The following is a 12,158-nucleotide window of genomic DNA, read 5'->3' as shown; positions in this document are numbered from 1 at the left end:
CCCCTACGCCGCGGCGCGGGCGGCGCGCACGTGGTCGAGGGAGGGGCCGAGCTCGGCCTCGAACACGTCCAGCATCTCCGCCGGCGCCGCGGTCACCCTGATGCACCGGTCCTGCGGCGGGACGAACGGCATGCGCACGAACACGCCGCGTGCCGCGAGCGCCGCGACGAGTGCCCGCGCGGTGGCGCCGTCGGCGCCGACGTCGAGCGTCACGAAGTTCGTCGCCGAGGCGAGCGGCGCGAGGCCGTGGCCCAGGGCCACCGCGGCGATCCTCGCCTTGGCGGCCTCCACCTCGGCGCGCACCCGCGCGAGGTGGCCGGCGTCGCCCAGCGAGGCCAGCGCGCCCTCCTGGGCGATGCGGTTGACGCCGAAGTGGTTGCGCACCTTGTTGAACGCGCGGGCGACCTCTCTTGTGGTGATGGCGTAGCCGATGCGCGCGCCGGCCATCCCGTACGCCTTGGAGAAGGTGCGCAGCCGCACCAGCCGCGGGTGCTCCAGCGTCGCCGCGGGCAGCGTCCCCTCGGGCGCGAACTCGCCGTAGGCCTCGTCGAGGCACAGCACGGTGGCCTCGGGCAGCGCCGCGACCGCCGCCTCCACCGCGGCCGCGTCGTGCCACGTGCCCATCGGGTTGTCCGGGTTGGCGACGTAGACGAGCGCCGCCCGCTCCCGGCCCGCCGCCTCGACGAGCGCGGCGAGGTCCTCGCGGTCGTCGCGGTAGGGCACGAGGACCAGCCGTCCGCCGAAGCCCGCGACGTGGTAGTTGAACGTCGGGTACGCCCCGGCCGAGCTGACGACCGGCGTCCCCTCGCCGACGAACAGCCGGGCGACGACCTGCAGCAGGCCGTCGATGCCCTCGCCGACCGCGACCCGCTCGACGGCGACGCCGTGGTGCGCCGCGATGGCCGCCCTGAGCGCGAACGCCTCGGGGTCGCCGTAGCGCCACACCTCGCCGGCGGCCCGCGCCATCGCATCGATGGCGTGGTGTGACGGTCCGAACGCGCTCTCGTTGGCGCCGAGCCGCGCGCGGAACGGCCGGCCCGCCGCCCGCTCCTGCGCCTCCGGCCCGACGAACGGGACGCTCGAGGGCAGCCGCGCGGCGAGCGGCGTCAGCGGCAGCCCCATCAGTAGCGGTACTGGTCGGTCTTGAACGGCCCCTCGGCGTCGACGCCGATGTAGTCCGCCTGCTCGGGCCGCAGCCGCGTCAGCTTCGCGCCGAGCTTGGCGAGGTGGAGCTCGGCCACCTTCTCGTCGAGGCGCTTGGGCAGCACGTACACCTTGTTCCCGTACTGGTCCCCGTTCTGCCACAGCTCGATCTGCGCCAGCGTCTGATTGGAGAACGAGGCGGACATCACGAACGAGGGGTGCCCCGTGGCGTTGCCGAGGTTCACGAGGCGGCCCTCGGACAACAGGATCATCCGCTTGCCGTCAGGGAACGTGATGAGGTCGACCTGCGGCTTCACGTTCTTCCAGGTCATGTTGCGCAGCGCGGAGACCTGGATCTCGTTGTCGAAGTGGCCGATGTTGCAGACAATCGCCATGTCCTTCAGGTCGCGCATGTGGTCGACCGTGAGGACGTCCTTGTTGCCGGTGGCCGTCACCACGATGTCGGCGCGCGGCGCGGCCTCCTCCATGGTCACCACCTCGAACCCGTCCATCGCGGCTTGCAGCGCGCAGATCGGGTCGATCTCGGTGACGAGCACCCGCGCGCCCGCGCCGGCGAGTGAGGCGGCCGACCCCTTGCCCACATCGCCGTAGCCGCACACGATGGCGACCTTGCCGGCCATCATCACGTCGGTCCCGCGACGGATGGCGTCGACCAGGCTCTCGCGGCAGCCGTACTTGTTGTCGAACTTCGACTTGGTGACCGAGTCGTTGACGTTGATCGCCGGGAACGGCAGCTCGCCCCGCTTCTCGAGCTGGTAAAGCCGCAGGACGCCCGTCGTCGTCTCCTCGGAGACGCCGCGGATCGCCTCGCGGCAGCGCGAGTAGAACGTCGGGTCGCGGCCGATCCGCCGTCGGATGGTGGCGAACAGCGCCTCCTCCTCCTCGTTGGCCGGGTTCGCGAGCACGGCCTCGTCGGTCTCGGCCCGCGCGCCGAGCATGACGAGGAGCGTCGCATCACCGCCGTCGTCGAGGATCATGTTCGCCGTCTCGCCGTTCCCCCAGTCGAGGATGCGGTCGGCGTAGTCCCAGTACTCCTGGAGCGTCTCCCCCTTCACCGCGAACACAGGGATGCCGGACGCCGCGATGGCGGCGGCGGCGTGGTCCTGGGTGGAGAACACGTTACAGGACGCCCAGCGCACGTCCGCGCCGAGCGCCACCAGCGTCTCGATGAGGACGGCGGTCTGGATCGTCATGTGCAGCGAGCCGGCGATCCGCGCGCCCTTCAACGGCTGCGCCGAGCGGTTCTCCTCGCGCACCGCCATGAGGCCAGGCATCTCGACCTCAGCGATCTCGATCTCGGTGCGGCCGTACTCGGCGAGGCCGATGTCCTTGACGAGGTAGTCGGGGGTGGCGGCCGTGGTCTCAGCCAACGTCATGGGAGCGTCCTCTGATCGATGCGCCGGGGTATAGGACGCCAGTGCCGCCCCGGCAACGACATAAGGATTTCGTTATGAGGCACCGACCTCGTAAGCTGCCGGACACGGAAAAGCCGCCGGCGCGGGGCCGGCGGCTCGTCGTCGATCCAGTGCGTCGGCGCTCAGTTGGCCTGCACGCCCACGCGGTCCCCGTCCGGGGTGTTGGCATCCAGCGTCGAGCCCGGACCCGTCCCAGAGCGGTCGATCGCCTGCGCATCGTTCAGACGCTGCTCCATGCGACGCAGCCGCTCGTCGTAGTCGACGAAGCGCGCATCGTAGTCGGCGAAGCGCGCATCGTAGTCCCCGGCCGCGCGCAGGCGCTCAGTATCGGGCTGGTTCGCATCGATCGTTGCACCCGTGTCGATGGTGTTCTGCGCCAGCGCCGTGGTCGCGAAGAGCGATACCGCTGCGGCTGCGATGATGTTACGGAACATCAATGTCCTCCTTCAACTCTTGTTCGTCAACGGTCTGCCAAGGACGAAGTTCCTCAGCGCTCAAACCACTACCATTCGAAGATGAACGGGAGCCGAAGTCGATCGAGCGAGGATAGCGATAGGCATCAAAGGGTAGATCGCACCGCGCGCAGCCTCGCCAACCGGCGGTTCGCGTCGTCACGGTCGGACGGACTCTCGAGCTGCGACACCTCCTCCTCTGCCTCGCTGATGAGGGCGTCCATCGCGGTGCCCGACAGGTCCTGCACCCTGGTCGCGGCCTCCGCCAACACGGTGCAGGAGCGGCCGTTCATGTCGCAGAACCCTCCGTCGATGAACAGGCGATCACCGGACGTCCCGCCGCCGGTCACCTCCATGATGCCAGGACCGAGCAGCGCGAGGAGCGGGGCGTGGTCGGCCATGACCTGGAACTCGCCCTCCGCACCGGGAAGCCGGACGGCCTCCACGTCACCGGAGAACAAGAGCCGTTCGGGCGAGACGATCTCGAAGGGGAAGGGCATGGGGGTCGAACCTCTCGGCGTGCTGCGGCCGCTTGGTGCGGCGGCCGCGTCGTTGATGGGCGCCGCCTACGCCGCCTCAGCGAGCTCCTGGGCCTTCTCGACGGCCTCCTCGATTGTGCCGACCATGTAGAACGACTGCTCCGGCAGGTCGTCGTAGTCGCCGTTCACCAAGCCTCGGAAGCCCTTGATCGTGTCGGCGAGGTCCACGAACACGCCCGGCTTGCCGGTGAACACCTCCGCCACATGGAAGGGCTGGGACAGGAACCGCTCGATCTTGCGGGCACGGGCCACCGAAAGCTTATCCTCCTCCGACAGCTCGTCCATCCCAAGGATCGCGATGATGTCCTGCAGGCTCTTGTAGCGCTGCAGCACCTCTTGGACGCGACGCGCGACCCTGTAATGCTCTTCGCCCAACGTCTGGGCGTTCAGCATCCGCGAGGTGGAGTCGAGTGGATCGACCGCCGGGTAGATGCCGCGCTCGGCGATGGAGCGGTTGAGCACCGTCGTCGCGTCGAGGTGGGCAAAGGAGGTGGCGGGCGCCGGGTCCGTCAAGTCGTCGGCGGGCACGTAGATCGCCTGCACCGACGTGATCGAGCCCTTCTGGGTCGTGGTGATGCGCTCCTGGAGCGCCCCCATGTCGGTGGCGAGCGTCGGCTGGTAGCCCACCGCCGACGGGATGCGACCGAGCAGCGCCGACACCTCCGAGCCCGCCTGGGTGAAGCGGAAGATGTTGTCGACGAAGAACAGGACGTCCTGCCCCTGGTCGCGGAACTCCTCGGCGATGGTGAGGCCGGACAGGCCGACCCTCGCCCGCGCGCCGGGCGGCTCGTTCATCTGGCCGTAGACCAGCGCGCACTTGGAGCCCTCGCCGCCGCCCTTCTTGTTGACGCCGGACTCGATCATCTCGTGGTAGAGGTCGTTGCCCTCGCGCGTGCGCTCGCCGACGCCGGCGAACACCGAGTAGCCACCGTGCGCCTTGGCGACGTTGTTGATGAGCTCCTGGATGAGCACCGTCTTGCCGACGCCCGCGCCGCCGAACAGCCCGATCTTGCCGCCGCGCGCGTAGGGCGCCAGGAGGTCGACGACCTTGATGCCGGTGACGAGGATCTGCGATTCGGTGGACTGGTCGGTGTAGGACGGGGCCGGCGCGTGAATCGGCCGCGTCTCGGTGTGCGGGACGGGTCCGGCCTCGTCGATGGGCTCGCCGATCACGTTCATGATGCGCCCCAGCGTGCCGGCGCCGACCGGCATCTCGATGGGCGTGCCGGTGTCGGTGACCGCCGTCCCGCGCGCGAGACCTTCGGTGGCGTCCATGGCGATGGTTCGCACCGTGTTCTCGCCGAGGTGCTGCGCCACCTCCAGCACGAGGCGCTGGCCATTGTTGTCGGTGTGCAGTGAGTTGAGGATCGCGGGCAAATGCTCGGTGAACTTCACGTCCACCACCGCGCCCATGACCTGTGTGACTTCTCCGGTAGCTTGTGCCATGTGGCCCTGCCTTCGCGATGCGTCGCGGCTGTCTTAGCGGGAGTTGCAGCCTTGTCCAGCGGTCAGACCTGCGACGGTGCGAGCCAGCGCACCTTCGATCCGTCGGCAACGGCCGCGTTCGCGTGGTCCATCGTGAAACGGTCGACCGCCGCGCCCTCAACGGCGTCCGTGCGTCGGCTTCGACGTCGTTCGACGCAGGCCATGGGGACGTCGAGACGCCGTTGTTGTCGAGCGCTCGCTTTAGTGCGTCGCCACGGTCCGGAAAGTGCTGAGCCCGCCGGGCGACCCCGCAGCGTCGGCAGCCGGAACGGCGCTGCTGCACGGCCGCGGGCTACAGCGACTCGGCGCCGGAGATGATCTCTATAAGCTCGGTCGTGATCTGGGCTTGCCGCGTGCGGTTGAACTCCAGCGTCAGACGGTCGATCATCTCGCCGGCGTTGCGCGTTGCGTTGTCCATCGCCGTCATGCGCGCCCCTTGCTCGGACGCCGCGTTCTCGAGGAGCGCGCGGAAGATCTGCACGCGGATGTTGCGCGGCACGAGCGCCTCGAGGATCTGGGCCGCGTCCGGCTCGTACTCGTAGACGCCGCCGCCCTCCACCTTCAGCTCGGCCTCCTCGCCCCCACCCGACGGGGCGGCGGGGATGAGCTGGAGCCCGGTGGGCTTCTGGCTGATCACCGAGCGAAACTCGGCGTAAAACACGGTCGCGACGTCGAATTCGCCGGCCTCGAACATGGCAACGACCCGGTCGGCGACCAACTGCGCCTCGCCGAAGCCGATCCTGCGGACGGACTTGAAGTCGATGACGTCGACGATCCTGTCGCGCAGGCCGCGCCGCAGGATGTCGAAGCCCTTGCGACCCACGCACAGGTACCGCACGTCCTTGCCCGCAGCGCCGAGCCGTCGCGCCTCCGACAGCGCGTGGCGCACGATGGAGGAGTTGAACGCGCCCGCGAGGCCACGGTCCGCGGTGCACACCACGAAGAGGTGACGCTCGTCGCGCCCCGTCCCGGTCATCAGGAGCGGCGCCTCAGGGTCGCCCTGGGTCATCGCGGCGAGGTTGGCGAGCACCGCAGCCATCCGCTCGGCGTATGGGCGCGCCGCCACCGCCGCCTCCTGCGCCCGCCGCAGCTTGGCAGCGGCGACGAGCTGCATCGCCTTCGTGATCTTCTGCGTCGCCTTCACCGAGGCGATGCGTACGCGCAGGTCCTTAAGGGAGGGCATCGGTCAGCCTCGCGTCACGGTGGTCCGGCGCGCGCCTCACGCCGCGCGTGCCGGCTCATCCTGGGCGGAGAACTGCTTGGTGTAGCTCTCCACCGCCGACTTCAGCTTGGCGCCGAGCTCGTCGGTGAGCTGCTTCTCGCGGTAGATGCCGTCGAGGATGTCGCGGTGCTGGCCACGCATCAGCGCAAGCAACCCCTCCTCGTAGGCGCCGATGCGGCCGACGGGGATGCGGTCGAGGTAGCCGTTCACGCCGGCGTAGATCACCGCGACTTGCTCCGGCGTCGTGAGCGGCGCGAACTGCGGCTGCTTCAACAGCTCGGTGAGCCGCGCGCCGCGCGCCAGCATGCGCTGCGTCGCAGCGTCGAGGTCGGAGCCGAACTGGGCGAACGCGGCCATCTCGCGGTACTGGGCGAGCTCGCCCTTGATCTTGCCGGCCACCTGCTTCATCGCCTTGATCTGCGCCGACGAACCGACGCGCGACACCGACAGTCCGACGTTCACCGCGGGCCTGATGCCCTGGTAGAACAGGTCGGTCTCAAGGAAGATCTGACCGTCGGTGATGGAGATGACGTTGGTCGGGATGAACGCCGACACGTCGTTCCCCTGCGTCTCGATGACCGGCAGCGCGGTGAGCGAGCCGTTGCCGTGCTCGTCGCTCATCTTGGCCGAGCGCTCGAGCAGGCGCGAGTGCAGGTAGAACACGTCGCCGGGGTACGCCTCGCGGCCCGGCGGACGGCGCAGCAGGAGCGACATCTGACGGTACGCCACGGCCTGCTTGGACAGGTCGTCGTAACCGATCACCGCGTGGCGGCCGTTGTCGCGGAAGTACTCGCCCATGGCGGTGCCGGTGAACGGCGCAAGGAACTGCATGGGCGCGGGGTCCGACGCCGTCGCGGCGACGACGATGGAGTAGGGCAGCGCGCCCGCCTCCTCGAGCACCCTCACGAACTGGGCGACCGTCGAGCGCTTCTGGCCCACCGCGACGTAGATGCAGTAAAGCTTGTTCGCCTCGTCGCCGGCGTCGTGGATCGACTTCTGGTTCAGGAACGTGTCGAGGATGATCGCCGTCTTGCCGGTCTGGCGGTCGCCGATGATGAGCTCGCGCTGGCCGCGGCCGATGGGGATCAGCGCGTCGATGGCCTTGAGCCCCGTCGACATCGGCTCGTGGACCGACTTGCGCGGGATGATGCCCGGCGCCTTGACGTCCACGCGGCGGCGCTCGGTGGCGTTGATCGGACCCTTGCCGTCGATGGGGTTGCCCAGCCCGTCGACGACGCGGCCGAGGAGCTCCATGCCCACCGGCGCGTCGACGATGGAGCCGGTGCGCTTGACGGTGTCGCCCTCGCTGATGTGACGGTCGTCGCCGAACACCACGACGCCGACGTTGTCGACCTCGAGGTTGAGCGCCATGCCGCGCGTGCCGTCGGGGAACTCGACGAGCTCGCCGGCCTGCACCTTGTCGAGCCCGTAGACGCGGGCGATGCCATCGCCGATCGACAGCACCTGACCGACCTCGGAGACCTCGACCTCCTGGCCAAAGTTGGCGATCTGCTCCTTGAGGATCGAAGAGATCTCTGCGGCGCGGACGTCCATGTTACGCGGCTTCCTTCATGGCAAGGCGCAGCCCCTGAAGGCGCGTGCGCACGGAGGTGTCGATCATCTGGCTGCCGAGGCGCACCACGAGGCCCCCGATCAACGACGGGTCGACGGAGGTCTGAAGCTGCACCGTCCCGCCGGCCTTCTGCGCCAGCGCCTCCTCAAGGGCGGTCCGCTGGGCGTCCGACAACGGCTCGGCGCTCGTCACGACAGCGAGCGTCTCGCCGCGATGGCGGGCCATCAGCGTGGCGAAGGCGTCGAGCATGTCCGGCAACGCGAACAGCCGACGGTTGCTGGCGACGAGGCGCGCGAAGTTGGCCACGAGACCCGCAACGTCGTGGGAGGCTAGCACCGCGCCCAGCGCCCGCACCTGATCGTCCGCCGAGAACACAGGGCTCTTCACAAGACGGCGCAGGTCCTCGCTCTCGGCGATCATCCGGCGCACGAGCGCTGCGTCCCGCTCGGTCTCCTCGAGCGCGTCCCGCTCGCGGGCAAGCTCGAAAAGCGCGGACGCGTAGCGCTGCGCAACGCCGGACGTGTGGGGATCTGTCAAGGCTCGCTCTTCGGCTCAGCGGGCGGGGGGGGATCGTCGTCGCGGGCCACGGGGTCCGCCGTCGTCGCGCGGCCGATAGCATAGCGGTTTGGGAAGAGCAACGCCGGCTCACCGTCCGCCACGGGGGGATGCGCCCAGCTGGCGGTCCCTCGGACCTGTCCCCCGCCGCGCGGCTTTCGGTCCGCCAACCGTCGCGGTGCGGCGCCGACGTCCGACGGCGCCTCTGCCCGTCGGAGCGTCCCAGCCGGCCAGTGCGGTACGACCTTGCAGGCACCCGCCGTTGTTCCGGGACGGGACCAAGGCAGCGCTCCGCTCGACGGCAGCGCGGCGTCCGCTAGGGCCGTTCGCCCCAGCCGTGTGACGCAGCAGCATGCCGGCACCCACGCCTCGACGCACTGCTGCGCGGTGGGCCGGCGCCTTGCTTCCCCGCCGGCTGGGACGCCGCGGAGGCCGGCACCGCCGTGCATGCGCGCATCCCGATGGTCCGGGCGATCGCACACCATGGCGTCATCGGACCATACCCAGCGGCGCTTGCCGACGCTGTTGTTTCGGCGTCGGATCAGATGGGACTGACCGATCTTGGGTCGCAAAGGGCGGCGAGGCATGGTTCGGGCCGAACCTCGTGGATGAAGTGACCCCCGTCGACCCTAACGATGCGCACCCCGAGTGCCTTCAGGCGAGAAAGGTCCTCCTCCGACAGCACGCTGCCCTGCGCCGCCTCGCCTGCGATGAGGGTGGTCGGGCACCCTGCACGGCGGATCGCCGACGCGGGGTCGAAGCCGCGTCCCATCGTGGCGTCGATCAGCCCGTCCAGCACGCGCGGGTCCAGCGCCGCGAGCTGGCCGGCGCGGCGCCGCACAGCGTCGGGACCCAGCGCCTCGAGGAGGCTCACCCCGCCGTGCCCGGAACTCCACGAGGCCACCGTGCGCTCCCAGTCGGACGGCGTGTACGACGACGCCTCGCCCTCCAACAGCGCGCGCAGCTTTTGGAAACCGCGTTGATATCGCCCCTGCGTGGCGCGTGGCGGCAGGATGGAGAACAGCGGCGCCTCCTCCAGCACGAGGCCGGCGAGGCGGCCGGGGCGGAGCGACGCACACTGCAGCGCCACACACCCACCCAAAGAATGGGCGAAGACCACGGCGCCGTCCGCAAGGTCCAGCGCCGCGGCCATCCCGGGAATGTCGTAGGCGGTGTATCGCGGTGCTGCGCCGTGCCCAGGAAGGTCGAGGGCCGCCGACGGTAGGGGCAGGAGCGCACGAAGCGCGTCGAAGTCGGATCGGTCCCGCGTCGCAGCATGCAGGAAGATCACCTGCGGCGACGGGTCGTCGGGCCGACCCTCCACCTCAGCTTGCCCGGCGCGGGTCGGACAGCGTGCGCACTGCCGCGGTGAGCTGCCGCACCTCTGCCCGCAGCGCCTTGAGGTCGTGGGCCATCGAGGTCTGCTCCTCCTTCAGCGCCTCGCGGCTCGCCGCCGCCTCCTCCTCGACGTCCTGCTGCATGCCCGACACGATGATGCCGATGAACAGGTTCAACACGGCAAACGTGGTCACCATGATGAACGGGACGAAGAACAGCCACGCCGTCGGGTGGAGCGCCATCACCGGGCGAACGATCCCCATCGACCACGACTCCAAGGTCATGATCTGGAACAGCGAGTACGCGGAGGCGCCCACCGAGCCGAACCATTCCGGAAACGTCTCACCGTAGAGCGATGTGGCCATCACCGAGAAGACGTAGAAGATGATGACCATCAACAAGATGACGGATCCCATGCCGGGCAGCGCCGCGATGAGGCCGCCGACCACGCGGCGCAGCGTCGGTACAACGGAGATGAGGCGCAGGACGCGTAGGATGCGCAACGCGCGCAGGACGGAGAACTCAGCGTTCGCCGGGACCAGCGCGATGGCGACGACGAAGAAGTCGAACAGGCTCCACGGATCGGTGAAGAACCGCCGGCGGAACGCCACGATGCGCAGGGCGATCTCCATGACGAACACGATCAAGATCGCGCCGTCGACGAAGGCGAGCAGCGTCCCAGCCCGCGCCATCACCGCCGAGGACGTCATCAGGCCGAGGATCGCCGCGTTGACGATGATGAGGCCGACGATGAACGCCTCCCAGGCGCGTGACTGTAGGGCTGAACGCAGCTCGTCCAAGGGGTCCTTCCTTGGCGTCGTGCGTGCCTCGTCCGGCGTGGGCGAGAGCACGATCGTGCGCGGCTCTTCGAGCAACGGGCCCTCCTCACCGGCCCGCTCGCCGGACCGCGCCGCTTGGTTTGACGACCCGTCGCTTCGGGTCAAGTCGCTCCGACGGCCGGCTGATGTCCGCGCACTTGCGCAACGGTCGACGCTATGTGTTACTCTGCAGAACGCGACGGTTGGGGTCCGACGGCCACACCTTGGCGGGCGTAGTTCAGTGGTAGAACGCAAGCTTCCCAAGCTTGATGTCGTGGGTTCGATCCCCATCGCCCGCTCCACTCCCGTTCTATAGAGTGCTTCCTTCGTTGCCGAATGGCCGTTCGTCGGCGGATGGGCATCGGCCGGCTCCAGGGGAGCTGCCCGACGCACGCTCGCCACAATTGTGAACCGCCGACGAAAAAAGTTCGGTCGCCGCTGGAACCAAATGTGGCAGCGTGTTCTTATACGCCTGTCATCCTCGGTCGTCCCCCGTCCGGGCGTGGCTCAACTTCGACGACTTTGCGGGCCGCCTCGAGCGGCCCTCTTTTTTGCCCCTTGGGGACAAGCTTTGTCTTTGCCCCTTGGGGGACAAGCTTTGTCGCGGAGCTTTCCCTTGCCAAGGTGCAAGGTCGCGCCGTGTGAGGGTCGATCGTTGTCGCCGTCGCAGTGGGAGATCCTAGGGGTCGACCTCTACCCGGGAGCACCGGGACGCCGCTCGACGGAGCGACGGATTGCGGGCGTCGCCGCCGAACTCGCGAGGCGGTTCGGGACCCATGAGAAGACGGTCGGAACGTGGCGCTCCCGGACGCGCGTCGAGGACCAGCCGATGGGGCTGAACGAAGGGCGGGAGGCCCATCCCCGCCGCACTCGAAGAGGCCGCCTTCGTCGCGTCGTGGGTGCAAGCCCGCTTGCCATCGATGATCCCCATCGCGTTGAAGGACGTCATCCCTCACCTGACGCGAGTGTTGCTGCATTGTCGCCCGCCGCGTCACGGGATCTGCCGCCCGCCCAAATCGGACCGCGAGACGCCTCGGCGCAAGGTCGGCGAGGTCGGCTATGCCCCCACATCGGCATCGCCGCGTTGCGCCACGAAGGCGGCAGAACCTATTCTGTTCGTGGCCGTGGATCGGACCTCCTTGCTTGGTCTTGGCCACGATCGGCCGGAAGGCGGCCAAGCCCGTCGCCGCCGGCTTCCTCAAGGCTTTGCCCAGCCGTATCCTACGGGATCGACACGGTTCTGACCGACAAAGGCGTGCGGTTCGTCCAGCGCGACACGGAGGCCGGATGCGGCTTCGCTGCCCACGTCATCGTCGCCGTCTGTGCCCAGGAGGGCATCGAGCCCCGCCTGCCAAACCACATCATCCTTGAACCAACGCTCCAAACCGAGCGGATCATGCGCACGACCAAGGCGTGCCGCTTAACTTCGTTTCAGCATGCCTTGCTCGAAGACTTAGGGTTGGGCCTCAAAACACGGTTCGTTGATGCGGATCTGACGACGATCTGCGATGGGAGAGCGTCATGCATCAAGAACACTTCCGGCTGACCGAGGCTCAGATCGAGCGCGTTGAGCGACCGCTTCCGACGGGCACGGGCG

The 12,158-nt window shown here is 68.9% G+C and carries 11 protein-coding genes and 1 tRNA gene; 2 read left to right on the top strand and 10 right to left on the bottom strand.

What is annotated here, in order from left to right; translation table 11 throughout:
* Nucleotides 1-3 precede the first annotated feature (3 nt).
* The 10 genes from ACOOE8_RS08895 to ACOOE8_RS08850 form a co-directional block, all read right to left on the bottom strand.
* Nucleotides 4-1,122 (bottom strand): pyridoxal phosphate-dependent aminotransferase, encoded by a 1,119-nt coding sequence (locus ACOOE8_RS08895; RefSeq protein WP_420394457.1) that lies wholly within the window; start codon nt 1,120-1,122, stop codon nt 4-6.
* Entirely contained in the window at nt 1,122-2,540 is a 1,419-nt protein-coding gene (gene ahcY, locus ACOOE8_RS08890) for an adenosylhomocysteinase (RefSeq protein WP_420394456.1), read from the bottom strand. Before ahcY ends, ACOOE8_RS08895 begins: the two co-directional genes overlap by 1 nt.
* Nucleotides 2,541-2,701: 161 nt before the next feature.
* The gene (locus tag ACOOE8_RS08885) at nt 2,702-3,013 is read right to left on the bottom strand and encodes a hypothetical protein (RefSeq protein ID WP_420394455.1); all 312 of its coding nucleotides are present in this window, start codon (nt 3,011-3,013) and stop codon (nt 2,702-2,704) included.
* 125 nt (nt 3,014-3,138) lie between these two features.
* Nucleotides 3,139-3,531, bottom strand: a complete 393-nt coding sequence (gene atpC / locus ACOOE8_RS08880) for an ATP synthase F1 subunit epsilon (RefSeq protein ID WP_420394454.1) — start codon at nt 3,529-3,531, stop codon at nt 3,139-3,141.
* Nucleotides 3,532-3,597: 66 nt separating this feature from the next.
* The gene (gene atpD, locus ACOOE8_RS08875; RefSeq protein ID WP_420394453.1) at nt 3,598-5,016 is read right to left on the bottom strand and encodes a F0F1 ATP synthase subunit beta; all 1,419 of its coding nucleotides are present in this window, start codon (nt 5,014-5,016) and stop codon (nt 3,598-3,600) included.
* Nucleotides 5,017-5,347: 331 nt separating this feature from the next.
* Nucleotides 5,348-6,238 carry a F0F1 ATP synthase subunit gamma gene (locus ACOOE8_RS08870; protein WP_420394452.1) on the bottom strand — a complete coding sequence of 297 codons (891 nt, stop codon included), beginning with the start codon at nt 6,236-6,238 and terminating at the stop codon, nt 5,348-5,350.
* A gap of 36 nt (nt 6,239-6,274) precedes the next feature.
* Nucleotides 6,275-7,831: a F0F1 ATP synthase subunit alpha gene (atpA, locus tag ACOOE8_RS08865; RefSeq protein WP_420394451.1), complete on the bottom strand. Its 1,557-nt coding sequence runs from the start codon at nt 7,829-7,831 to the stop codon at nt 6,275-6,277.
* 1 nt (nt 7,832) lies between these two features.
* On the bottom strand, nt 7,833-8,387 hold the full coding sequence (locus tag ACOOE8_RS08860; protein WP_420394450.1) for a F0F1 ATP synthase subunit delta: 555 nt from the start codon (nt 8,385-8,387) through the stop codon (nt 7,833-7,835).
* Nucleotides 8,388-8,946: 559 nt separating this feature from the next.
* Nucleotides 8,947-9,729 (bottom strand): alpha/beta fold hydrolase, encoded by a 783-nt coding sequence (locus tag ACOOE8_RS08855; RefSeq protein ID WP_420394449.1) that lies wholly within the window; start codon nt 9,727-9,729, stop codon nt 8,947-8,949.
* A gap of 1 nt (nt 9,730) precedes the next feature.
* On the bottom strand, nt 9,731-10,618 hold the full coding sequence (locus ACOOE8_RS08850) for an ion transporter (protein ID WP_420394448.1): 888 nt from the start codon (nt 10,616-10,618) through the stop codon (nt 9,731-9,733).
* Nucleotides 10,619-10,788: 170 nt separating this feature from the next.
* On the opposite strand from ACOOE8_RS08850, the gene ACOOE8_RS08845 reads away from it, so the two are divergent.
* Both ACOOE8_RS08845 and ACOOE8_RS08840 read left to right on the top strand, forming a co-directional pair.
* Nucleotides 10,789-10,863: transfer RNA gene (locus ACOOE8_RS08845), tRNA-Gly, on the top strand.
* Nucleotides 10,864-11,816: 953 nt separating this feature from the next.
* Nucleotides 11,817-12,107: a hypothetical protein gene (locus ACOOE8_RS08840; protein ID WP_420394447.1), complete on the top strand. Its 291-nt coding sequence runs from the start codon at nt 11,817-11,819 to the stop codon at nt 12,105-12,107.
* Nucleotides 12,108-12,158 lie beyond the last annotated feature (51 nt).

Origin of the sequence: Acuticoccus sp., from assembly GCF_965213555.1 — a bacterium.
In the GTDB taxonomy this organism is placed as follows: Bacteria; Pseudomonadota; Alphaproteobacteria; order Rhizobiales; family Amorphaceae; genus Acuticoccus.
Note: the sequence above shows the minus strand (reverse complement) of the source record. Positions and strands in the feature narration are given on the sequence as shown.

Coding starts and splice junctions, on each gene's coding strand:
- ACOOE8_RS08895 (WP_420394457.1), bottom strand. CDS start 1,122: ATGGGGCTGCCGCTGACGCCGCTCGCCGCGCGGCTGCCCTCGAGCGTC.
- ahcY (WP_420394456.1), bottom strand. CDS start 2,540: ATGACGTTGGCTGAGACCACGGCCGCCACCCCCGACTACCTCGTCAAG.
- ACOOE8_RS08885 (WP_420394455.1), bottom strand. CDS start 3,013: ATGTTCCGTAACATCATCGCAGCCGCAGCGGTATCGCTCTTCGCGACC.
- atpC (WP_420394454.1), bottom strand. CDS start 3,531: ATGCCCTTCCCCTTCGAGATCGTCTCGCCCGAACGGCTCTTGTTCTCC.
- atpD (WP_420394453.1), bottom strand. CDS start 5,016: ATGGCACAAGCTACCGGAGAAGTCACACAGGTCATGGGCGCGGTGGTG.
- ACOOE8_RS08870 (WP_420394452.1), bottom strand. CDS start 6,238: ATGCCCTCCCTTAAGGACCTGCGCGTACGCATCGCCTCGGTGAAGGCG.
- atpA (WP_420394451.1), bottom strand. CDS start 7,831: ATGGACGTCCGCGCCGCAGAGATCTCTTCGATCCTCAAGGAGCAGATC.